The sequence below is a fragment of the Vibrio sp. 1562 genome, assembly GCF_033340155.1.
Lineage (GTDB): Bacteria > Pseudomonadota > Gammaproteobacteria > Enterobacterales > Vibrionaceae > Vibrio > Vibrio alginolyticus.
Window position 1 is genome coordinate 90,027 of sequence record NZ_JAWOVY010000005.1, and the last position, 22,523, is coordinate 112,549.

Consider the following 22,523-nt stretch of genomic DNA (forward strand, 5'->3'; position numbering starts at 1 on the left):
TAAAACACTCAAAAAATGTTAAATATTTCACAACTTTTACTGAATAATTATACATAAAGCTATAAAGATGACGCATAGTTAGTCATCAATATCAACGTAAGCAGTGTTGATATATCTGTCGGGATGACGGATAAGCAAAGGGAGAATTGCAATGGCTCTTTATGATCCAAGTCTTGAGAAAGACAACTGTGGATTTGGCTTGATCGCGCATATGGAAGGCGAACAAAGCCACAAGCTGGTACGTACAGCAATTTCTGCACTTGACCGCATGACTCACCGTGGTGGTATCGCCGCCGATGGTAAAACTGGTGATGGTTGTGGTCTTCTATTACAAAAGCCCGATTCCTATTTACGTCTTATTGCCGAAGAAAATGATTTCAACCTTGGCAAGCAATACGCCGTAGGGATGATTTTCTTCAACCAAGATCCAGTCAAAGCTCAACTCGCTAAAGACATCGTCAACAAAGAACTGGCGCAAGAGACGCTAACTGTGGCTGGTTGGCGTGAAGTACCAACTAATTCAGAAGTACTCGGTCCAATTGCGGCCAACTCGCTTCCAAATATTCAGCAAGTCTTTATCTCTGCACCGGCAGGTTGGCGCGAGCGTGACATTGAACGTCGTCTCTACATCGCACGCCGTCGCATCGAGAAACAAATCACCGAAGATCCGGATTTCTACATCTGTAGCTTGTCGACTCAAGTTTTGGTGTACAAAGGCCTATGCATGCCTGCAGACTTACCGCGCTTTTATCTTGATCTTGCCGATCTACGTATGGAATCTGCTATCTGTCTGTTCCACCAGCGTTTTTCTACCAACACTCAACCGCGTTGGCCATTAGCTCAACCGTTCCGCTACCTTGCTCATAATGGTGAGATCAATACCATTGAAGGTAACCGACAATGGGCACGCGCTCGTGCTTATAAGTTCTCGTCACCACTGCTGCCTGACCTACAAACTGCAGCACCGTTTGTGAACGAGACAGGCTCAGACTCGTCTAGCTTAGATAATATGCTAGATCTCTTCTTAGCTGGCGGCATGGATATCTTCCGTGCCATGCGTATGCTCGTACCGCCAGCATGGCAAAACCACCCGGATATGGATCCGGATTTGCGTGCGTTTTACGATTTCAACTCCAAACACATGGAACCATGGGATGGCCCAGCAGGTATCGTACTGTCCGATGGTCGTTATGCTGCTTGTAACCTAGACCGAAACGGTCTACGTCCTGCGCGTTATGTAATTACCAAAGACAAGCTGATCACTCTGGCATCTGAGGTAGGGATTTGGAATTACGCCCCAGATGAAGTTGCCAAAAAAGGTCGTGTAGGTCCGGGGGAATTGCTCGTCATCGACACTCGTAAAGGTAAGCTTTGGCAATCTAGCGAGATCGATAATGATCTGAAATCTCGTCACCCTTATCGCGAATGGATGGAGAGCAACGTTCGCAAACTAACGCCGTTCTCTCAGCTGCCTGAAGATCAAGTAGGTGAGCGTAGCTTTGATGAAGACTTGCTTAAGACTTATCAAAAGCAGTTTGCCATGAGCAATGAAGAAGTCGATCAAGTATTGCGTGTCCTCGGTGATATGGGGCAAGAAGCCGTCGGTTCGATGGGTGATGACACCCCGATGGCGGTTCTTTCTTCGAAAGAGCGCTTGGTGACTGACTACTTCCGTCAGAAGTTTGCTCAGGTCACCAACCCACCAATCGATCCGCTGCGTGAGAAACACGTCATGTCGCTGGCGACCAGCATCGGCCAGGAGATGAACGTCTTCTGTGAAACCGATGGCCACGCGCATCGTGTAACCTTTGATTCTCCAGTACTGCTCTATTCAGACATGCAGCAACTACTAGAGCTGAGTGACGATCATTACCGTAATACCATTCTCGATATCAACTACGATCCACAACAGAAAGATCTCAAACAAGCCATTGATGATCTGTGTGAGCAAGCAGAACAAGTGGTGCGTGAAGGCACGGTTCTAGTCGTGCTTTCAGATCGCGCTTTAGTCAAAGGCAAGCTGCCAATTCCTGCAGCAATGGCGGTCGGTGCGGTTCAAACTCGCTTGATCGATGCCAACTTACGTTGTGATGCCAACATTGTTGTTGAGACCGCAACAGCTCGTGACCCACACCAATTTGCTGTCTTGCTTGGCTTTGGTGCTACTGCGGTTTACCCATACCTTGCTTATGAAGCGTTAGGTAAACTGATTGATGATAAAGCACTAGAGAAAGACTACCGCGATGTGATGCAAAACTACCAATACGGCATCAACAAAGGCCTGTACAAGATCATGTCGAAAATGGGGATCTCAACCATCGCCTCTTACCGCTGCTCACAACTGTTTGAAGCAGTTGGCTTGAGCCAAGATGTGGTCGATCTGTGTTTTAAAGGCGTCACAACTCGAATTGAAGGCGCGAATTTTGACGACTTCCAGCAAGATCTTACAAACTTATCTCGTAAAGCATGGGCGAAACGCAAATCGATTGATCATGGCGGCTTGTTAAAGTACGTCCATGGAGGTGAGTATCATGCGTACAACCCGGATGTTGTCGGCACGCTGCAACAGGCCGTTAAATCTGGCGAAAGTAACGACTATCAGAGCTTTGCTAAGCAGGTAAATCAACGCCCTGTTGCCATGCTGCGTGACTTAATGTCGCTGAAAAAATCAGACTCACCGCTGCCACTTGAGCAAATAGAACCACGCACTGAACTGTTCAAACGCTTTGACTCTGCGGCAATGTCCATTGGCGCACTTAGCCCAGAAGCGCATGAAGCACTTGCAACGGCGATGAACCGTCTTGGTGGTTACTCTAACTCGGGTGAAGGCGGTGAAGATCCTCGCCGCTTCGGTACTGAGCGTAACTCACGTATCAAACAGATTGCTTCTGGCCGATTTGGTGTAACGCCTCATTACCTGACTAATGCGGATGTACTGCAAATCAAGGTGGCACAAGGTGCGAAACCGGGTGAAGGTGGACAGCTACCAGGACACAAAGTCACCGCAGAAATCGCAAAACTGCGTTATTCGGTACAAGGCGTGACTCTGATCTCCCCTCCTCCGCACCACGATATCTATTCGATTGAAGATTTGGCCCAGCTGATCTTCGACCTTAAACAAGTCAACCCAAATGCGCTGGTTTCGGTAAAACTCGTCTCCGAGCCAGGTGTCGGCACCATCGCAACGGGCGTAGCCAAGGCTTACGCTGATCTTATTACCATTTCGGGTTACGACGGTGGTACCGCAGCAAGCCCATTAACTTCGGTAAAATACGCTGGTAGCCCTTGGGAGTTGGGGTTGGCAGAGACACAACAAGCTCTGGTTGCTAATGGTCTGCGTCATAAGATCCGCTTACAGGTAGACGGTGGTCTAAAGACTGGTTTAGACGTAGTTAAAGCCGCAATTTTAGGTGCAGAAAGCTTCGGTTTTGGTACTGCGCCAATGGTCGCTATGGGTTGTAAGTTCCTACGAATTTGTCACCTCAACAACTGTGCAACTGGGGTTGCGACTCAAGACGAGACACTGCGTAAAGAATACTTCAAAGGTCTACCAGAAATGGTGATGAATTACTTCATCGGCTTGGCAGACGAAGTGCGCGGATTACTCGCCGAACTTGGCGTTGAAAAGCTGACGGACTTGATTGGTCGTACCGATTTACTTGAGGCGGTAGAGGGATTTACAGCGAAACAGACCAAGCTGGATCTATCCAATATTCTAGAAGCTCCAGTATCACCTGAGGGTCATCCGCTATTTTGGACAGAGCCAAACAAACCGTTTGATAAAGCTGAGCTCAACCAAAAGATCATTGATGATGCCATGCATGCGGTCGAAAACGGTCAATCGGCAAGTTTCTTCTACAATGTCATCAACACTGATCGTTCTGTTGGTGCACGCTTATCTGGCGAAATAGCAAAACGCTATGGCAACCAAGGATTGGCGGCTTCCCCTATCAAAATCTATCTTGACGGCACCGCAGGTCAGTCCTTTGGTGTTTGGAACGCAGGTGGTGTAGAGCTTTACCTCACGGGCGATGCGAACGACTACGTGGGCAAAGGCATGGCGGGTGGTAAAGTGGTTATCAAACCTCACCTTGGCACCGCATTTAAATGCAATGAAGCAACTATCATTGGTAACACCTGCCTGTACGGCGCGACCGGCGGTAAACTATTTGCAGCCGGTAAAGCAGGTGAGCGTTTCGGCGTACGAAACTCAGGTACGTTAGCCGTCATTGAAGGTGCTGGCGATAACGCTTGTGAGTACATGACTGGCGGTATTGTTGCCATTCTTGGTGCGACAGGTGTGAACTTTGGCGCGGGTATGACTGGAGGCTTTGCCTATGTTCTGGATGAGAACCAAAGCTTTGAAGGTCGAGTTAATACTGAGTCTGTCGAAGCCATCTCATTGTCCGATCTTTACATCCACCAAGAACATTTGCGTGGCCTAATTGCGGAACACCTTGAAGAAACAGGGTCGAGTCATGCAGAAAATATTTTGGCGAACTTTGATGAATGGATTCCAAAGTTCTATTTGGTGAAACCACAAGCGGCAGATCTTCGCACGCTACTTGGTCACCAGAGCCGCAGTGCCGCAGAGCTGCGTGTTCAAGCACAGTAATCATGGAGGATGTTTGAATCATGAGCCAGAACGTTTATCAATTTATCGATGTGCAGCGTGTAGATCCTGCGAAAAAGCCTATCAAAGTTCGTAAGATCGAGTTCGTTGAAATCTATGAACCGTTCACTAAACAACAGGCGACTGCACAAGCGGATCGCTGCTTAGATTGTGGCAACCCATATTGTGAATGGAAATGCCCAGTCCACAACTACATCCCTCAATGGTTAAAACTTGCCAATGAAGGCCGTATTCTTGAAGCGGTTGAACTATCGCATCAAACCAATAGCCTACCGGAAGTATGTGGGCGCGTTTGTCCTCAAGACCGCCTATGTGAAGGTTCATGCACGCTTAATGATGACTTTGGCTCCGTCACCATCGGTAATATAGAAAAGTACATTACCGACAAAGCGTTTGAAATGGGCTGGAAGCCAGATATGTCCAAGGTGGAGTGGACCGATAAAAAGGTTGCAATCATTGGAGCTGGCCCAGCTGGCTTGGCTGCCGCGGATATCCTAGTGCGCAATGGCGTTAAGCCAGTCGTGTTTGACCGCTACCCTGAAATTGGAGGCCTTCTGACCTTCGGTATTCCTTCCTTCAAGCTTGAAAAAGGCGTGATGGAAAACCGCCGCCGTGTGTTCACTGAAATGGGCGTCGAGTTCCGCATGAACATGGAAGTAGGCAAAGATGTCCAAATGCAAGAGCTGCTTGATGAATACGATGCTGTTTTCTTGGGCGTTGGCACCTATAAATACATGCGTGCAGGTCTAGATAATGAAGATGCGCCGGGTGTGTATGACGCGCTGCCATTTTTAGTTTCGAACACCTACAAAGTCATGGATCTTGAGAGTAACCAGCCCTTTATCGATATGGCAGGAAAGAAAGTCGTCGTACTGGGTGGTGGTGATACCGCAATGGACTGCGTTCGTACCTCAATTCGCCAAGGTGCCTCCAACGTGGTTTGTGCTTATCGTCGTGATGAGGCCAACATGCCGGGCTCTCGTCGCGAGGTAAAAAACGCAAAGGAAGAAGGCGTGAAGTTCATGTTCAACCTTCAGCCTTTGGGAGTTGAAGTGGATGCGTCAGGCAAAGTCTCGGGGGTCAAAGTGGTGAAAACCGCACTTGGTGAACCTGATGAAGCGGGTCGCCGACGTCCAGAGCCCGTTGAAGGCAGCGAGCACGTTCTACCAGCAGACGTTGTTATCATGGCGTTTGGTTTCCAGCCGCACAAAATGGACTGGTTAGCACCGTTTGATGTCGATTTGGATCAATGGGGTCGTATCAAAGCCCCAGCGAAGCAAGAGTTCCAATTCCAGACCAGCAATGAAAAGATCTTCGCGGGTGGCGATGCGGTACGAGGTTCTGATCTTGTCGTAACCGCAATTGATGAAGGACGAAAAGCGGCAGAAGGCATCCTCGATTACCTCGAAGTTTAATCTCAGCTAACCTCACAAAAAGGGTCCTGTTATTGGATCCTTTTTCTTTTATATCCATATAATTAGAAACAAAATTATAAGAGTAAATACAATGAAAAAAGCCGCTCTCCTTTCCATTACTTTGCTCGGCTTAACCGCTTGTAGCCAAGGAGTCACAACCATGATGGATCGTTCTCAATCACCTTGTGGTGACAAACCAAACTGCGTCTCCACCCAAGACACGCGAGAAAAATACAACCTAACGACATTTATCTTAGTTGATTCAGCGAACATCGACGCTATTGAGCAAGTTGCGCTTGAACTGCCAGGCGCGAAAACCGCGGTGAAAGAAAGCAACTACCTTCGTATCGAGTGCACATCTAAAATCATGCGCTTCGTGGATGACCTCGAACTAAAAATAGCAGGAGACCAACTGATTGTGCGCTCGGAGTCTCGTGTGGGCTACTCTGACTTTGGCGTAAACAGAAAGCGCGCCGATCAATTACGAGAAAAGCTCACTCAAGCTAAGCTCATCAAATAGAAAACTGCCAACGGGGAGTGCTATACTCTCGGCCAACTAAAATATTTACCTAAAGAGAGTGTTATGAAAGTTGGTATCATCGGTGCGATGGAACAAGAAGTGACCATCCTGAAGCAAGCAATTACAAACTACAAAACTGTAAATAAAGCAGGTTGTACGTTTTTCTCTGGTCAAATTAACGATGTTGAAGTCGTCGTACTACAATCGGGCATCGGTAAAGTTGCAGCGGCAGTGGGCACGACAATCCTTCTTGATGAATACCAACCAGACGTTGTGATTAACACAGGCTCTGCTGGCGGTTTCGATTCAAGCTTAAACCTTGGCGATGTAGTTATCTCTACAGAAGTTCGTCATCACGATGCAGACGTAACCGCTTTTGGTTATGAGATTGGCCAAATGGCCGGTCAACCAGCTGCATTCAAAGCGGATGACAAGCTAATGGACTTAGCCGAAAAAGCCCTAGCACAAATGGAAAACACTCATGCGGTTCGCGGCCTAATTTGTACTGGCGATGCGTTTGTTTGTACTGCTGAGCGTCAAGAGTTTATTCGTAAACACTTCCCGTCAGTTATCGCTGTAGAAATGGAAGCATCTGCTATCGCTCAAACTTGTCATCAATTCAACACTCCGTTTGTTGTTGTGCGTGCAATCTCTGATGTCGCTGATAAAGAATCACCAATGAGCTTTGATGAGTTCCTGCCTCTAGCAGCAAAAAGCTCTTCCGAAATGGTATTCAAAATGCTGGAACTCATTAAGTAAACGACTCATTCATGGAAGAAGTTTTTCAGTCATTTTATGCCAACGGTGCGCTCCTCATTATGTGGGGTGCACTGATCTTGCACCTTTTAGTGCCAATCCCCCATTCAGCGCACCCCATCACTTTATGGCGAAAGCTAGCAGAGCAGCTAGCTAACAAAGTGAACAATAATCACAATTACTCACAGAGTGTAATCTCAGGCAGTCTTGCACTAGGCTTGATGCTGTTTCCTTGCTTGATATTACTGATTGCAGTAAAGCCATTTGTTTGGCAAATCCGTTTATATGAACTGGTTCTATTGATCCTTGCGCTAGACTGGCGCAACAGCGAAACGTTAACGAAACAGCTCGTCACAAGTATCTCTTCGGAAGACAAAGCTCAGTGTCGAGCATTACTGAGACCATATCTTAATCGCGATACTGGTAGCCTCTCGATCGTTGGCATAGGTAAAGCTGGCTCAGAAACCCTGATTATGGCATACAGCCGCAACGTGATCGGTGTGCTATTTTGGTACGCACTAACAGGTGGTATTGGTGCGTTAATGTATCGACTCACAACAGAATTAGCGCGAGTGTGGTCCCCTAGCCGACGCCAATATTTGCCCTTTGGTAAACCTGTGATTCAATTGGTTGCTACTCTGGATATTATTCCACTTCGTCTCTTTGCCATACTTTTAGCTGCCGGAAAGAATACAAGTAATGTGCTCTCTGGAATACAACAGCAAGCGAAGTCTTGGCCCTTACCAGGACCTAGTTGGGTGTTATGTACTATCGGACACAAACTACAACTGTCTTTATGCGGCCCTGCTATCTATCAAGGTGTGCGTGCAGAGCGCGCAAAAATCGGTGGGCGCATTGCGCCATCGGCTATTCACCTTTCACAAATACATACGCTGCTCGTTTGGCGCGTCCTGGCTTGGGTCGCAATCCAAAGTTTGCTTTTAGGAATAATTTATCAAGGATTATGATGAATAAATTATGCTTCGCATTAACGCTATTTGTTTCGACAGCGACCTTCGCTCAACCCGCTCAACGCATTATAAGTTTAGCTCCACATGCCACCGAAATTGCCTTTGCAGCAGGGCTAGGAGAGCAGCTTGTTGCTGTCAGCGAAATGAGCGATTATCCAGAACAGGCAAAGCAGCTAGAAAGAGTCTCAAATTATCAAGGAATTAAATTAGAGCGCATTATTGCTCTTCAGCCGGACTTAGTGATTGCTTGGCCAGCCGGAAACCCCGCTAAAGAGTTGGAGAAAATTAAACAGTTCGGTATTCCTATCTATTACTCCACTACAGGTTCATTAGAAGATATCGCCAATAATATCGAGCAACTCAGCCAATACAGCGAAACTCCACAAGTAGGAAAAAAGGCCGCTGAAGATTTTAGAACGCAGCTGAGTACACTAAAAGAACAGTACAACACGAACGAGAAAGTTAGTTACTTTTATCAGTTGAGTGAAAAGCCTATCATCACTGTCGCCGGAAAGAACTGGCCAAGTGAAGTCTTTACTTTTTGCGGTGGTGAGAACATTTTCGCCGCATCTAGCGCGCCTTATCCTCAAGTTAGCATCGAGCAAGTCATTACTCGCCAGCCAGAGGTTATTTTTACTTCTCGTCACGCAATGAGTAACGATGGTATGTGGGCTGAGTGGAGTAATGAGCTTCTTGCTCTTAAAAACAAACACATCTGGTCCCTAAACTCTGATTGGATTAACCGTCCCACACCACGCACATTGAACGCGATCAAGGAAGTGTGTGAGCACTTTAAAAGCGTTCGTCAAAAACGCTAACGATTTCGTGGCAAATACCGTACAATTTCCGCCCATTTTTTCTCACACTATTTAAAGGTACTAAGTAACATGGACTCCATGCTGCTTTATATGATCGATTTGTTCGGTACCGCTGTTTTCGCTATCTCTGGCGTATTACTGGCGGGCCGTTTAAAAATGGATCCATTCGGCGTTATCGTGCTCGGCAGTGTGACTGCTATAGGTGGCGGAACAATCCGAGACATGGCGCTTGGTGCCACTCCCGTATTTTGGATAACAGATACGACTTACTTATGGGTGATATTTGTTACGTGTCTACTAACCATGCTTATTATTCGAAGACCCAAGCGACTCTCATGGTGGGTATTACCCGTTTGTGATGCCATCGGTCTCGCTGTATTTGTAGGAATAGGAGTAGAAAAGGCACTCGCCTACAATGCTTCTGGGATGGTCGCGGTGATAATGGGGGTTATTACTGGCTGTGGCGGTGGCATTATACGAGACGTGCTGGCTCGCGAAGTTCCTATGGTATTAAGAAGTGAAGTCTATGCTACGGCATGTATTATTGGCGGCATCTTCCATACGATGGCGGTAAACATGGGTTATGACCACTCAACGGCTTTACTCGCTGGTGTAATCTCAACGCTCATTATACGTCTCGGTGCGATTCGTTGGCATCTATCCCTGCCAACTTTCGCCATTAACCGTTAAACACCAACAACATCACTCATCATGGAGTCGACCAAGTGTCGGCTCCTCTCATTTATGCTCATTTGATTCGCCAATTCTTGGGCAATTCGCTAAATTATCTCAACCATTCCTAACTTTCATTAATCATTATGTTGCTTGAAGGTATTGAAACGTTACTTGTCCTCAGTAAAGAAAAAACCATGAGCCGCACGGGCAGTCAACTCTATATTAGTCAATCTGCCGTGAGTAAACGTATTTCAAATCTAGAGAAGAAGTTAGGAAAAAAATTAATAGAGCCAAATGGTCGGCACATAAAGCTGACCTCCGATGGCCTTGCCCTCATAAACACAATAGAACCCACGTTCAATGAGTTAAGAGGAAAAATCTACGATCAACAACAAATAGAAGACACTTCTTTAATCAAAATGGACTGCTCTGAAACCTTAGTGGCGGGATACCTCAGCATGATCATGGCAGAACACTTTGCCCATGATCAGTACATACGAATATCGACCAATCATACGCCACGCATTATTGAGAATGTGAAATCAGGTAAAGCGACACTGGGATTCTGTGCTGGTTATTTACCGCCTCACCATGGATTAATGAGCCTTCACCTCGCCGATGAACCTTTCTCAATTGTCAGTCGACATTCACTTTCACAACTACCTAAAGCTATTTTGACCAATGACCTAACTAACCCTGCCAACACATATCAACAAGCTATTTTATCCAAACACGGAATCGAACCTTTGATGGAAATGGATTCGTATACTGCGGCAGCACAACTGGCTTTGGGAGGTATGGCTCCCGCTTTAATCCCTAAATCTATCCTAACGATACTTAATATCACACCTAAGTTCTGCTATGACTTTGAAGAGCTAGATCAGTTAGTTCGACCAATACATATCTGCTTACGTCACAGCACATATCGTAGCGAGCGAGTTAAAGCACTGACAGAATCCATTGCTGATGTTGTTGCCAAAGAAGTTTCGTTGCCATAAGCATCGACATCACTATAACTAGAGGACGAATCCATTTTTGCCCTTTACTTACCACGACCTTCGCCCCTAACTGAGCACCAAGAAAACCGCCAACAGCCATAGTTAAGCCAAGCTTCCACACTGGCAACCCAGCTAAGATAAAAAAGAGTAGTGCCGCAATGTTTGACGTGAAATTGAGGATTTTGGTTCTAGCTGTGGCTTCGACCAAAGAAAAGTGACCTAGTGCAACAAAACAAACAGTAAAAATAGATCCAGTCCCAGGGCCAAAAAAGCCATCATAGAAACCGATCCCGCCACCAATGCATAGCGCAAACATCGCTTCAGATAACTTTGGTTCTCCATCGATTTTTCGCGTACTTGGCGCGAGTAAAAAATAGAGGGAAATGGCTATCAAAAGAACAGGGATCAAACTGGTGAGTACGCTAGCATCAATAAACTGCACAGCCTCGGCACCGATTGCAGCGCCTATAAAAGTGCAGAGTATCGCAAAACGCATTTCCTTTAAGCTAACAATACCGTTACGCACGAAATACCAGCTAGCAGAGAAACTGCCAAACGAACTTTGTAACTTATTGGTCGCTAGAGCTTGAGTCGGACTCAACCCCGCAGCCAAAAGCGCAGGGAGCGTAATGAGCCCTCCCCCACCAGCCATCGCATCAATAAAGCCTGCGGCAGTCGCAACCAAAAATAAGGCCAACAAAATTTCAACCGTGATTTCCACTACACTTCCTTTTTGAAGAGGTATCAAAGAGGAAGAAACGGTAGCACTTATTCACAAAACTACCAATGGAAAGTCAAGACACCAATCTATTCCTAATTTTCATCAGTTAATAAATCTAGAGAATGATACATTAAAAATATCAATTACATCCAAATATAGAGCCTCACCTCAAGAGCCTCTTAATATTTTGATAGAAAAAGAAAATGCTGTCTTAATAGGAAATATTTAATCTGATAAAAAACGAAAATAATGGAAGCCTTACTGACTCGACCATCAATAAAAGAACAGCAATTACGCTTAAAAATCGAACAGATAGTGAATATTAATCAGCTATTCAGCGTTATTGACGCTAAACCAGAGACTAGCGGTGCGGGTGTAATTTATATTGATAACAAATTCACCGTTGTACGCTTAAGAGACTTTAAATCCACATGCCATATCAATCCTACCTTTATCATTCTACGGGAACCGATAAAATTACAATCATCTCAAGAATTTGCAAAAAAAATAAAACAGGAAGAGTCAAAATCAAGATTCAATCAAGAGCTTCTATCAGCGAGCATTAGCTGTATTGGTGCAGCGATTGGCTGGATTGGGGTAGTTGGTTCGGGGCTAACAATACCAGTAAGTGGTCCTGTGGGCGTAACTATGTCCTATATCTCACACGCCGCTACTGTTGCTGCCACAGCTCAATGTGCTATTGGAGTAGCAAGAACCCGTATGGTATCTAAATCACCAGACAAATTATCGGATATAGACAGTAATGAGTGGTATCAAAATACAACTAAAGCTTTAGATTACATCTCCTTAGCTGGAGCGGGCGCTAGTGGATATCAAACGATAAAAATGGTTCAATCTCTTAAGCAAACCACTAAGAAAGGCGTTCCCGAGATTCTAAAAGGCTTAAACAGACAAGAAAGAACAAGATTAACTAAAGAAATCATCCGTAAAAACCTTCCGAGCATTTCGAATAAAGCTCGTAAACAGCTAATGTTGTCAGGAGAAATTCCTAAGAGGTATTCACAAGCAACAATATCCGCATCCATTTCTCATCAGCTTCTAGATGCAATTGGAGGCTCAATTAGCATAGTAGGAAGCGGTTATTCGGGAGAGTTAAGAAATCTTGCTATTGGAATCTATGAGGAATTGAAAGTTGAATACTAAATCAATTAGCATAGCAAACATCTCACTAAGTATATGTTTATACTTGGCATTGACTATTGGTCTGGCTATTAGCTTAAGCATTTGGAATGACTGGTTTTCTTTCACTCAACACATTGCTCTAGATACTTACCTCCTTACATTGGGAGCTATTACGGTTGTTATTGTATGCATTCCAAACATTCTGACAATAAGCAAAGGATTAAGTGTTGCTGCAAAAATAAACTTACTTACTATCTCTTTTATCATTCTCACTTGCAGCATTAATTTTGTTGTAGCAAATGGTAGTACTATTTCTTCATCTTTGGGTACATTGCTTGCCATCATTAGCTTAATGATCTTCAAAAGCGAAGCATACCAATCGTTCCTAGCACACTTTAATGCTCTTCATTTTAGAAAAACCTCGATATAAAAAAGCCCGCTCAAATGAGCGGGCAATGAGGTTGTCATGTAAGCCCTGATTAATGAGCTTACTGATTTTTATCTGTTACGCGTCTAGACTCGCTTTCACTTTAGCGTGTAACTCTTGAACCGAAGTTACTGACGCTTTTGCGTCTGCAGTATGAGACATACATGTAGCGAACGCTGCATTCAGTGTCGTTGTGTAGTTCACTTTTTCAGCCAGTGCACCACGGCGTAGAACTTTCGAATCTTCAATCGCTTGACGACCAGCAGCCGTGTTTACGATGTAGGTGTATTCGTTGTTCTTGATGCGGTCAAGAATGTGTGGACGACCTTCGTGTACTTTGTTTACCAAACGTGGGTTAATACCCGCTTCGCCCAGAATTACAGCTGTACCGTGTGTCGCATCCAACTGGTAACCCAGTTTCACTAACTTAGAAGCTAGGTCAACAACACGCTCTTTATCACCTTCACGTACAGACAGTAGCGCACGACCACCTTCAGGATAAACCGCACCACAACCTAGCTCTGCTTTCGCGTAAGCTTCTGCGAACGTTGCACCCACACCCATTACTTCACCTGTTGAGCGCATTTCAGGGCCCAATAGAGGGTCAACACCAGGGAATTTGTTGAACGGCAGAACCACTTCTTTCACTGAGTAGTAAGGAGGGATAATCTCTTTAGTAAAGCCTTGTGACTCTAGAGATTGACCCGCCATTACACGTGCAGCGATTTTCGCTAGAGGAGCGCCTGTCGCTTTCGATACGAATGGTACCGTACGAGCAGCACGAGGGTTCACTTCAATTAGATAAACGTCGTTATCTTTCACAGCAAACTGCGTGTTCATCAAACCGCGCACACCGAGTTCGAATGCTAACTTCTCAACTTGCTCACGCATCTTGTCTTGAATTTCCTGACTTAGCGTGTATGCAGGCAGTGAACATGCAGAGTCACCAGAGTGAACACCCGCTTGTTCGATGTGCTCCATGATACCGCCGATAACGACGCGTTCACCGTCACAGATAGCATCAATATCAACTTCGGTTGCATCATCCAAGAAACGGTCTAGCAGAACTGGAGACTCGTTCGATACGCTTACTGCTTCGTTGAAGTAGCGACGCAGGTCTTGCTCGTCGTATACGATTTCCATCGCACGACCACCGAGTACATAAGATGGACGAACAACTAATGGGAAGCCAATTTCTTTCGATTTCTCAACCGCTTGCTCCATCGTTGTTACTGTCGCGTTTTCTGGCTGAAGTAGACCTAAACGGTCAACAGCGGCTTGGAAGCGTTCACGGTCTTCCGCACGGTCGATAGCATCTGGGCTAGTACCAATGATTGGCACACCAGCCGCTTCTAGAGCACGAGCCAGTTTAAGTGGCGTTTGACCACCGTACTGAACAATCACACCTTTTGGTTTTTCAACGCGAGCGATAGACAGTACATCTTCCAGAGTTACTGGCTCGAAGTACAGACGATCAGACGTATCGTAGTCAGTAGATACCGTTTCTGGGTTACAGTTAACCATAATGGTTTCGTAACCGTCTTCACGCAGCGCAAGTGATGCATGAACACAACAGTAATCGAATTCGATACCTTGGCCGATACGGTTTGGACCGCCACCAAGAACCATGATCTTATCTTTGTCTGTTGGGTTTGCTTCACATTCTTCATCGTAAGATGAGTACATGTAAGCCGTGTCAGAAGAAAACTCTGCTGCACATGTATCCACACGTTTGTAAACCGGATGAATATCAAACTGCTCACGAGCACGGCGAATTTCACTTTCAGCGACACCAAGCAATTTAGACAAGCGAGCATCAGAGAAGCCTTTGCGTTTCATCTGACGAAGCACTTCTTTGGTCAAACCTGCGTAGCCGCCCGCCTTGACTTGTTCTTCGAGTTTTACAATTTCTTCGATTTGAACCAGGAACCAGCGGTCGATTTGAGTCAAGTTGAACACACCGTCGACTGACATACCCGCTCGGAATGCATCGGCGATGTACCAGATACGCTCTGCACCTGCTTCTTTAAGTTCGTGACGAATCTTAGTCAGTGCATCTGGCGCTTCCAGATCGACCATCTCATCAAAACCAGTTGCGCCAACTTCTAGGCCACGCAGTGCTTTGTGAAGAGATTCTTGTTGGTTACGACCAATCGCCATTACCTCACCAACCGATTTCATCTGAGTTGTCAGACGATCGTTTGCACCAGCAAATTTCTCGAAGTTAAAGCGAGGGATCTTAGTTACGACGTAGTCGATAGTTGGTTCAAATGACGCAGGTGTTGCACCACCTGTGATGTCGTTTTGTAGTTCGTCTAGCGTAAAGCCAACAGCCAGTTTCGCGGCAATTTTCGCAATTGGGAAGCCTGTTGCTTTTGATGCTAGCGCAGAAGAGCGAGATACACGCGGGTTCATCTCGATGATGACCATACGACCATCTTTCGGGTTGATACCAAACTGTACGTTTGAACCACCTGTTTCAACACCGATTTCACGCAGAACAGCTAGCGATGCATTACGCATAAGCTGGTATTCTTTGTCAGTCAGTGTTTGTGCTGGAGCAACCGTGATTGAGTCACCCGTATGGATACCCATTGGGTCAAAGTTCTCGATTGAACATACGATGATACAGTTGTCCGCTTTGTCACGAACGACTTCCATTTCGTACTCTTTCCAACCGATTAGTGACTCATCGATAAGAAGTTCGTTGGTCGGAGATAAGTCCAGACCGCGACGACAGATTTCTTCGAACTCTTCTTTGTTGTACGCGATACCACCACCAGTGCCACCCATGGTGAACGATGGACGAATGATACAAGGGAAGCCAACCATATCTAAAACTTTGTAAGCTTCTTCCATGCTCTTCGCTGTATCTGCGCGAGGACACTCAAGGCCGATAGACTTCATCGCTTTATCAAAACGAGAACGGTCTTCCGCTTTGTCGATTGCATCAGCCGTTGCACCAATCATCTCTACGCCAAACTCTGCGAGAACGCCGTGCTTCTCTAAATCTAACGCACAGTTAAGTGCTGTCTGACCACCCATAGTTGGCAGAACTGCATCAGGACGTTCTTTCTCGATGATCTTGCGTACAACTTCCCACTGAATCGGCTCAATGTAAGTCGCATCTGCCATCTCTGGGTCAGTCATGATGGTTGCTGGGTTAGAGTTAACCAGGATAACTCGGTAGCCTTCTTCGCGAAGAGCTTTACACGCTTGTGCGCCAGAGTAGTCAAACTCACATGCCTGACCGATAACAATCGGACCAGCACCAAGAATTAGAATACTTTGAATGTCAGTACGTTTTGGCATTATCTACTACTCCGAATTAAGCGCTGTGTTTTTTGATTAGTTCGATAAAGTGGTCAAATAGCGGTGCCGCGTCATGTGGACCTGGGCTCGCTTCTGGGTGACCTTGGAAGCTAAATGCTGGCTTGTCTGTGCGGTGGATACCTTGCAAAGAGCCATCAAATAGCGATACGTGAGTAGCACGTAAGTTTTCCGGTAATGTTGCTTCATCTGCCGCAAAGCCGTGGTTTTGCGAAGTGATCATCACAACGTTACGCTCTAAATCTTTTACTGGGTGGTTTGCACCGTGGTGACCAAACTTCATTTTCACCGTTTGCGCACCTGATGCTAGCGCCAGAATTTGGTGACCTAGACAAATACCAAAAATTGGCAAGCCTTTTTCTAGGAACACTTTGGTTGCTTCAATCGCGTAAGTACATGGTTCTGGGTCACCAGGGCCGTTCGATAAGAATACGCCATCTGGATTTAGTGCCAGAACTTCTTCCGCTGACGTTTCTGCAGGTACAACCGTTAAGCGGCAGCCGCGGTCAACCAACATTCGTAAGATGTTGCGTTTTGCGCCAAAGTCGTAAGCGACAACGTGGTATGGCAGCTCGCTGTCATCTTTCGCCTCTGGAAGTCCACCTTCAAGCGTCCACGAACCTTGCTTCCATTGATACGCTTCTTTTGTTGTAACTTCTTTCGCAAGGTCCATTCCTTTTAAGCCTGGGAATTCTTTTGCTTTCGCTAGTGCCAAAGCTTCGTCTAGGTTGTTGCCCGCAACAATACAGCCGTTTTGAGCACCTTTTTCACGCAGGATACGAGTGAGCTTACGAGTATCGATATCAGCGATGCCAACGATATTTTGAGACTTAAGATAATCAGAGAGGGATTGTTCGTTACGGAAGTTAGAAGCGATTAGAGGAAGATCGCGAATCACAAGGCCTTGTGCATGAATGGAAGAGGATTCTTCATCTTCGGAAGTGGTTCCGGTATTGCCAATGTGAGGATAAGTGAGAGTGACGATTTGCTGAGAATAGGAAGGATCAGTGAGGATTTCTTGATACCCCGTCATCGAGGTATTAAAAACGACTTCACCAACGGAAAGACCATCTGCCCCTATGGACACTCCGCGGAACACTGTCCCATCTTCTAGGACCAACAGTGCTAATTTACCCAAGACAACCTCCAGAATAAAAATGCAAAAAAAATAAATCAAACTGCAAACATGCCTTCCTTTACCTATAAAATCTACATAAATAGGTATTTCAGACAAATTGGCGGTATTCTAAAGTTGGACTCGAAACCTGTCAACCTACAATCAAAAATAAATGATTAATTTCTAGCGAGTAAGGTCATTTTGAATCAGTAAGGCCCAAAAAGATAACTTTTACATGCTATTACATAGAGAGGCATAGAGGTTTAATGAATTTTACAAATTTGAACTTTTTAGAGATCACAAAAAAGTATGAATTTTTCACGCAAACGTTCACTCGACAAAAAAGACATTAGTTTTTAGACATCAAAACCCAAAACACCCACAAAACAACCAAAACAACGACAAAAGTAAGCACCAAAATACTTTCTGTTAGAATCATTTCATTTACAAATAATTCTATAGATATAAAAAAGCCGGCTACCGCCGGCGAATAATTATGTATTTAGAGTTCATTCAATCCCAAAACATCTGTCATGGTATAAAAGCCCGCTGGTTTGGCACTCAACCAAACAGCGGCCTTGACGGCGCCATTAGCAAACGTCATACGATCGGTCGCTTTGTGCGTTATCTCCACTCGTTCCCCGATATCAGCAAACATGGCTGTGTGCTCACCGACGATATCGCCAGCGCGAATTGTAGCAAAGCCGATCTCATCTTTAGTACGTTCACCTGTGATACCTTCTCGCGCATAGACAGCTACATCATTCAGCTTGTTGCCCATCGCACCAGCAATGGCTTCGCCCATCCCGATAGCGGTACCAGAAGGAGCATCAACTTTATGACGATGATGTGCTTCGACAATCTCAACATCACAGTAGTCGCCCATCACTTTGGCTGCTTTCTCAAGAAGCTTAAATACTAGGTTCACACCAACAGAGTAGTTAGGAGCCATGACAACAGGCACTTGCTTAGCGGCTTCGTCAATCAGTTCACGCTCTGCATCACTGAAACCAGTCGTCCCAATCACAATACTCTTTCCATGCTTCTTACACAGTTCAAGATTCGCCAACGTACTTACTGGGGCAGTAAAATCGATGATTACATCAAAATTATCGACGTCTTTAGCAAGATCATCCGTTAAGAACACATCGAATTTGCCTTCACCACAAAGTTCACCGATATCGACACCGACAAGTGAGGACTCAGGTCGTTCTGATCCCGCGCTCACTGTCGCCTCTGGGTTAAGGTGTGAAGCTTTAACCAAATTACGGCCCATTCGGCCTGCTGCTCCTGCGATTGCAATACGAACCATTGCGCTTTCTCTCCTTCTCTGGATAACGAGGTTTGCTCTCGTTCTCTCGTTTCGCTTAATCTGTTTAAACTAACAACATACCGTGGTTACCACAAGCAAGTTCATCAGGCTTAAGCGAACTCTTTTACGACACGCTCCAAGATAGGCACGTTCGCTTCAGGAAAGGCATAGTTACCCAATTCTCTTATCTCAACCCAGCGACCTTCTTGACCTTCTCGGCCGTAAGGCTCATTACTGAACTTAGATACCGTAATAAAATCAAACTTAAGTGATTTGTCTGGATAGTCATATTCCAAATGCTCGAAAAGGGCTTGCTCAGTAACTTCAATTCCTACCTCTTCTTCAAGTTCTCTTGCTAGAGCATGTTCAATACTTTCTCCTGACTCGACTTTCCCGCCGGGAAACTCCCAAAACCCGCCTTTATGCTTGTCGTCTGGACGCTTTGTAATAAAAATTTTTGATTTGTCTTGGTTAAAAATAATAGCCGCGACTATGTGAATTCTTTTCATAGGGGTTCCTAACTCTCAAGCCGTTACACTTCAACGGTCTTTGCATCTCTAAAACTATCCGATGCTATCAAAACTTATGAAATTCGACAGCCACAGAATTTGCTTAAAAAAAGAGCCGCCTAGGCGACTCTTTAAAAAATTATCTGACTAATACGTTAGTCGATTTTGCCGTGGCACTGTTTATACTTCTTACCACTACCACAAGGGCAAGGCTCATTGCGACCTACTTTACGTTCATCACGTACCATTGGCTGACTTGAACCTTCTTCAGATTCTTCACCTTCAGAAAGAGGGTTTTGTGCTGCTGCGTGTTGCGCTTGAGCACGACGAGCGGCCTCTTCAGCTTGCGCACGACGTTGCTCTTCCATACGTTCAACTTCTTCTTGTTGCTGAACTCGAACGCGAGATAGAACAGTAATCACATCAGTTTTCAGCGCTTCTAGTAGACCTTCAAACAGTTCAAACGATTCACGCTTGTATTCCTGTTTCGGGTTCTTCTGCGCATAGCCGCGTAAGTGAATACCCTGACGCAAGTGATCCATTGCTGCCAAGTGCTCTTTCCAAAGCGTATCCAGAGTTTGAAGCATAACCGATTTCTCGAAGTTACGAAGCACTTGCGCACCCACCACTTCCTCTTTCTCTTTGTACACTTCAACGGCTAGATTGATGATCTTCTCGCGTAGCGCCTCTTCGTAAAGCTTATCGTCTTCTTCAAGCCATTGCTTCACTGGCGCATCAAGATCGAAGTCTGCTTTCAAGCGCTCTTGCAGACCTTCAACGTCCCACATATCTTCTAGTGATTGTGGCGGGATGTACTCATCAATAACCGCGGTTAGCACATCTTCACGGTTTTGCTCGATCATACCGCTGATGTCTTCAACGTTCATCAATTCGTCGCGCAGCTCGTAGACAACCTTACGCTGATCGTTCGCCACATCATCGTATTCTAGTAGCTGCTTACGGATATCAAAGTTACGGCCTTCCACTTTGCGCTGTGCTTTTTCAATTGAGCGAGAAAGCATTTTCGATTCAATAGCTTCACCTTCTTCCATACCACTTTGAATAAGGCTCGCCATACGATCAGAAGTGAAAATACGTAACAAAGAGTCTTCCATAGATAGGTAGAAGCGCGATGAACCTGCATCTCCTTGACGACCAGAACGACCACGTAGCTGGTTATCAATACGGCGAGATTCGTGGCGCTCAGTACCAATGATGTGTAGACCACCAGCATCTAGTACTTGATCATGTACCACTTTCCACTCTGCTTTAATCGCATCGATTTGTTCTTGAGTTGGGTTCTCCAAAGCTTCCACTTTTGATTGCCAACTACCGCCAAGCACAATATCCGTACCACGACCGGCCATGTTGGTCGCGATAGTTACCGCACCCGGCATACCCGCTTCAGCAACAATTTCCGCTTCCTTCTCATGGAATTTCGCATTCAATACGTTGTGTTTGATCTTCGCTTTCTTCAAGGCGTTGGAGAGTAGTTCTGATTTTTCAATCGATACGGTACCAACCAATGTTGGCTGACCTTTCGCAACGCGCTCTTTGATATCTTCAATGATTGCAGCAAACTTCTCAGCTTCGGTACGGTACACCACATCCGGCATATCGTTACGAATCATTGGTTTGTTGGTTGGGATAACCACCGTTTCCAAGCCATAAATAGATTGGAACTCAAACGCTTCAGTATCCGCAGTACCTGTCATACCAGACAGTTTTTCGTATAAGCGGAAGTAGTTCTGGAAGGTAATCGAAGCCAAAGTTTGGTTTTCGTTTTGAATCTTAACGCCTTCTTTCGCTTCTACTGCTTGGTGAAGACCTTCAGACCAACGACGACCTGGCATTGTACGACCAGTATGTTCATCAACAATTACTACTTCACCTTCGTCAGTAACGATGTAATCAACGTTGCGCTCAAACAACACATGAGCACGCAAAGCGGCATTCACGTGATGTAACATGCTGATGTTAGTCGGAGAGTAAAGTGTGTCACCCTCTTCCATAAGACCATTTTTCACCAACAGTTCTTCAACGTACTCTTGGCCCGTTTCTGTGAGGTATACTTGCTTTGATTTCTCATCAACAGTGTAGTGACCATCACCACGATATTCTTCAGAGTCTTCTTTGTCTTGCTTTTTAAGATGCGGGATCAAAAGGTTGATTCGGGTGTATAGCTCAGAGCTATCTTCAGCAGGACCAGAAATGATCAAAGGAGTACGAGCTTCATCAATTAGGATTGAGTCCACCTCATCGACAACTGCAAAGAAGCGATCACGCTGTACACGGTCTTCGCTACGGAAGGCCATATTGTCACGAAGGTAGTCAAAACCAAATTCATTGTTGGTTCCGTATAGAATGTCAGCTTGGTACGCTTCTTTTTTCTCTTGAGGAGGCATGTTTGGCACGTTTACACCAACGGTCATACCTAAAAATTCAAATAGAGGGCGGTTCGTCTCAGCATCACGTTTAGCTAGATAATCGTTCACTGTTACGATGTGAACGCCTTTACCAGCAAGAGCATTTAAGTAAGCTGGAAGCGTTGCCGTCAGCGTTTTACCTTCACCCGTACGCATTTCAGCGATTTGACCCGCATTTAGAACCATACCGCCGATAAGCTGGACGTCGAAGTGGCGCATACCGTAGACACGCTTAGATGCTTCACGAACCGTAGCAAAAGCTTCTGGAAGTAGTTTATCAAGAGTTTCACCCTTCTCTAGGCGCTCACGGAATTCAACCGTCTTTGCTTTTAACTCTTCATCACTTAGAGCCTCGAATGTTGGCTCATAGTTATTAATTTCTTTTACAATTTTTCTAAGGCGGCGCAGTGTTCGGTCGTTGCGACTGCCAATCACTTTTGTCAGTAGCTTAGTTATCATTTTTCGTGAATCTCTCTTTATTCAGACCGTTCCCGATCTACTCATAATGCCTTCAGTCTCTGCCAGTTTGGAACTAAGAATACTGAGATAAATCATTTATCAAAGATATTGAGTTCAAACATCCATATTTCAAGGCTAAGTTTTGAAACAATGTGGCTTAGTGTAAGGATTTTTAATCGATACAACCATAAATAGACGTATTTGTTTGAAGCACTCTGAAGTTTTTACTTAAAGTGGTGACTGATTAGCCGATATTGCATACCGCAATATGTGTAATCCATCCAGAGCAAACT

General features: G+C 45.4%; 16 protein-coding genes. 10 read left to right on the forward strand and 6 right to left on the reverse strand.

Annotated elements, in window-relative coordinates:
• Nucleotides 1-151: 151 nt before the first annotated feature.
• The 8 genes from gltB (at nt 152) to R7Z49_RS07085 (ending at nt 10,786) form a co-directional block, all read left to right on the forward strand.
• Complete coding sequence (gene gltB / locus R7Z49_RS07050) at nt 152-4,615, forward strand: glutamate synthase large subunit (protein ID WP_186584463.1); 4,464 nt, start codon at nt 152-154, stop codon at nt 4,613-4,615.
• A 20-nt stretch (nt 4,616-4,635) separates the two neighbouring features.
• A complete protein-coding gene (locus R7Z49_RS07055; protein WP_318111489.1) occupies nt 4,636-6,048 on the forward strand; it encodes an FAD-dependent oxidoreductase in 1,413 nt (470 codons plus the stop codon).
• A 91-nt stretch (nt 6,049-6,139) separates the two neighbouring features.
• Nucleotides 6,140-6,568, forward strand: coding sequence for a DUF1499 domain-containing protein (locus R7Z49_RS07060; RefSeq protein WP_132936759.1), 429 nt, complete (start codon nt 6,140-6,142; stop codon nt 6,566-6,568).
• A gap of 63 nt (nt 6,569-6,631) precedes the next feature.
• Nucleotides 6,632-7,327, forward strand: a complete 696-nt coding sequence (gene mtnN / locus R7Z49_RS07065) for a 5'-methylthioadenosine/S-adenosylhomocysteine nucleosidase (protein WP_186584464.1) — start codon at nt 6,632-6,634, stop codon at nt 7,325-7,327.
• 11 nt (nt 7,328-7,338) lie between these two features.
• The gene (locus R7Z49_RS07070; RefSeq protein ID WP_054578510.1) at nt 7,339-8,292 is read left to right on the forward strand and encodes a cobalamin biosynthesis family protein; all 954 of its coding nucleotides are present in this window, start codon (nt 7,339-7,341) and stop codon (nt 8,290-8,292) included.
• Complete coding sequence (btuF, locus tag R7Z49_RS07075) at nt 8,292-9,113, forward strand: vitamin B12 ABC transporter substrate-binding protein BtuF (RefSeq protein ID WP_017633625.1); 822 nt, start codon at nt 8,292-8,294, stop codon at nt 9,111-9,113. Before R7Z49_RS07070 ends, btuF begins: the two co-directional genes overlap by 1 nt.
• Nucleotides 9,114-9,182: 69 nt before the next feature.
• Nucleotides 9,183-9,803, forward strand: a complete 621-nt coding sequence (locus tag R7Z49_RS07080) for a TRIC cation channel family protein (RefSeq protein WP_318111493.1) — start codon at nt 9,183-9,185, stop codon at nt 9,801-9,803.
• Nucleotides 9,804-9,931: 128 nt separating this feature from the next.
• Entirely contained in the window at nt 9,932-10,786 is an 855-nt protein-coding gene (locus R7Z49_RS07085; protein ID WP_132936758.1) for a LysR family transcriptional regulator, read from the forward strand.
• Here R7Z49_RS07085 and R7Z49_RS07090 read toward each other — a convergent pair.
• On the reverse strand, nt 10,728-11,507 hold the full coding sequence (locus R7Z49_RS07090; protein ID WP_017821480.1) for a TSUP family transporter: 780 nt from the start codon (nt 11,505-11,507) through the stop codon (nt 10,728-10,730). The genes R7Z49_RS07085 and R7Z49_RS07090 overlap by 59 nt on opposite strands.
• A gap of 249 nt (nt 11,508-11,756) precedes the next feature.
• On the opposite strand from R7Z49_RS07090, the gene R7Z49_RS07095 reads away from it, so the two are divergent.
• Together R7Z49_RS07095 and R7Z49_RS07100 are read left to right on the forward strand one after the other, a co-directional pair.
• Nucleotides 11,757-12,671 carry a hypothetical protein gene (locus tag R7Z49_RS07095; RefSeq protein ID WP_025768414.1) on the forward strand — a complete coding sequence of 305 codons (915 nt, stop codon included), beginning with the start codon at nt 11,757-11,759 and terminating at the stop codon, nt 12,669-12,671.
• A complete protein-coding gene (locus R7Z49_RS07100) occupies nt 12,661-13,080 on the forward strand; it encodes a hypothetical protein (RefSeq protein WP_318111494.1) in 420 nt (139 codons plus the stop codon). The genes R7Z49_RS07095 and R7Z49_RS07100 overlap by 11 nt, the downstream gene beginning before the upstream one ends.
• A gap of 75 nt (nt 13,081-13,155) precedes the next feature.
• On the opposite strand, the gene carB is transcribed toward R7Z49_RS07100, so the two are convergent.
• The 5 genes from carB to secA all read right to left on the reverse strand — a co-directional run bounded on the left by carB (nt 13,156) and on the right by secA (nt 22,230).
• On the reverse strand, nt 13,156-16,389 hold the full coding sequence (gene carB, locus R7Z49_RS07105; RefSeq protein WP_005381854.1) for a carbamoyl-phosphate synthase large subunit: 3,234 nt from the start codon (nt 16,387-16,389) through the stop codon (nt 13,156-13,158).
• A 16-nt stretch (nt 16,390-16,405) separates the two neighbouring features.
• The gene (gene carA / locus R7Z49_RS07110) at nt 16,406-17,545 is read right to left on the reverse strand and encodes a glutamine-hydrolyzing carbamoyl-phosphate synthase small subunit (RefSeq protein ID WP_017821483.1); all 1,140 of its coding nucleotides are present in this window, start codon (nt 17,543-17,545) and stop codon (nt 16,406-16,408) included.
• Between the two features lie 481 nt (nt 17,546-18,026).
• Nucleotides 18,027-18,836 carry a 4-hydroxy-tetrahydrodipicolinate reductase gene (gene dapB, locus R7Z49_RS07115; protein WP_005381860.1) on the reverse strand — a complete coding sequence of 270 codons (810 nt, stop codon included), beginning with the start codon at nt 18,834-18,836 and terminating at the stop codon, nt 18,027-18,029.
• A gap of 110 nt (nt 18,837-18,946) precedes the next feature.
• Nucleotides 18,947-19,345: an 8-oxo-dGTP diphosphatase MutT gene (gene mutT, locus R7Z49_RS07120; protein WP_005387387.1), complete on the reverse strand. Its 399-nt coding sequence runs from the start codon at nt 19,343-19,345 to the stop codon at nt 18,947-18,949.
• A 155-nt stretch (nt 19,346-19,500) separates the two neighbouring features.
• Nucleotides 19,501-22,230, reverse strand: a complete 2,730-nt coding sequence (gene secA / locus R7Z49_RS07125; protein ID WP_047102008.1) for a preprotein translocase subunit SecA — start codon at nt 22,228-22,230, stop codon at nt 19,501-19,503.
• Between the last annotated feature and the right edge of the window lie 293 nt (nt 22,231-22,523).

What these genes read in the sequence shown, in the direction of transcription:
- gltB (WP_186584463.1), top strand. Translation starts at nt 152, where the DNA reads ATGGCTCTTTATGATCCAAGTCTTGAGAAAGACAACTGTGGATTTGGC.
- R7Z49_RS07055 (WP_318111489.1), top strand. Translation starts at nt 4,636, where the DNA reads ATGAGCCAGAACGTTTATCAATTTATCGATGTGCAGCGTGTAGATCCT.
- R7Z49_RS07060 (WP_132936759.1), top strand. Translation starts at nt 6,140, where the DNA reads ATGAAAAAAGCCGCTCTCCTTTCCATTACTTTGCTCGGCTTAACCGCT.
- mtnN (WP_186584464.1), top strand. Translation starts at nt 6,632, where the DNA reads ATGAAAGTTGGTATCATCGGTGCGATGGAACAAGAAGTGACCATCCTG.
- R7Z49_RS07070 (WP_054578510.1), top strand. Translation starts at nt 7,339, where the DNA reads ATGGAAGAAGTTTTTCAGTCATTTTATGCCAACGGTGCGCTCCTCATT.
- btuF (WP_017633625.1), top strand. Translation starts at nt 8,292, where the DNA reads ATGAATAAATTATGCTTCGCATTAACGCTATTTGTTTCGACAGCGACC.
- R7Z49_RS07080 (WP_318111493.1), top strand. Translation starts at nt 9,183, where the DNA reads ATGGACTCCATGCTGCTTTATATGATCGATTTGTTCGGTACCGCTGTT.
- R7Z49_RS07085 (WP_132936758.1), top strand. Translation starts at nt 9,932, where the DNA reads ATGTTGCTTGAAGGTATTGAAACGTTACTTGTCCTCAGTAAAGAAAAA.
- R7Z49_RS07095 (WP_025768414.1), top strand. Translation starts at nt 11,757, where the DNA reads ATGGAAGCCTTACTGACTCGACCATCAATAAAAGAACAGCAATTACGC.
- carB (WP_005381854.1), bottom strand. Translation starts at nt 16,389, where the DNA reads ATGCCAAAACGTACTGACATTCAAAGTATTCTAATTCTTGGTGCTGGT.
- dapB (WP_005381860.1), bottom strand. Translation starts at nt 18,836, where the DNA reads ATGGTTCGTATTGCAATCGCAGGAGCAGCAGGCCGAATGGGCCGTAAT.
- mutT (WP_005387387.1), bottom strand. Translation starts at nt 19,345, where the DNA reads ATGAAAAGAATTCACATAGTCGCGGCTATTATTTTTAACCAAGACAAA.
- secA (WP_047102008.1), bottom strand. Translation starts at nt 22,230, where the DNA reads ATGATAACTAAGCTACTGACAAAAGTGATTGGCAGTCGCAACGACCGA.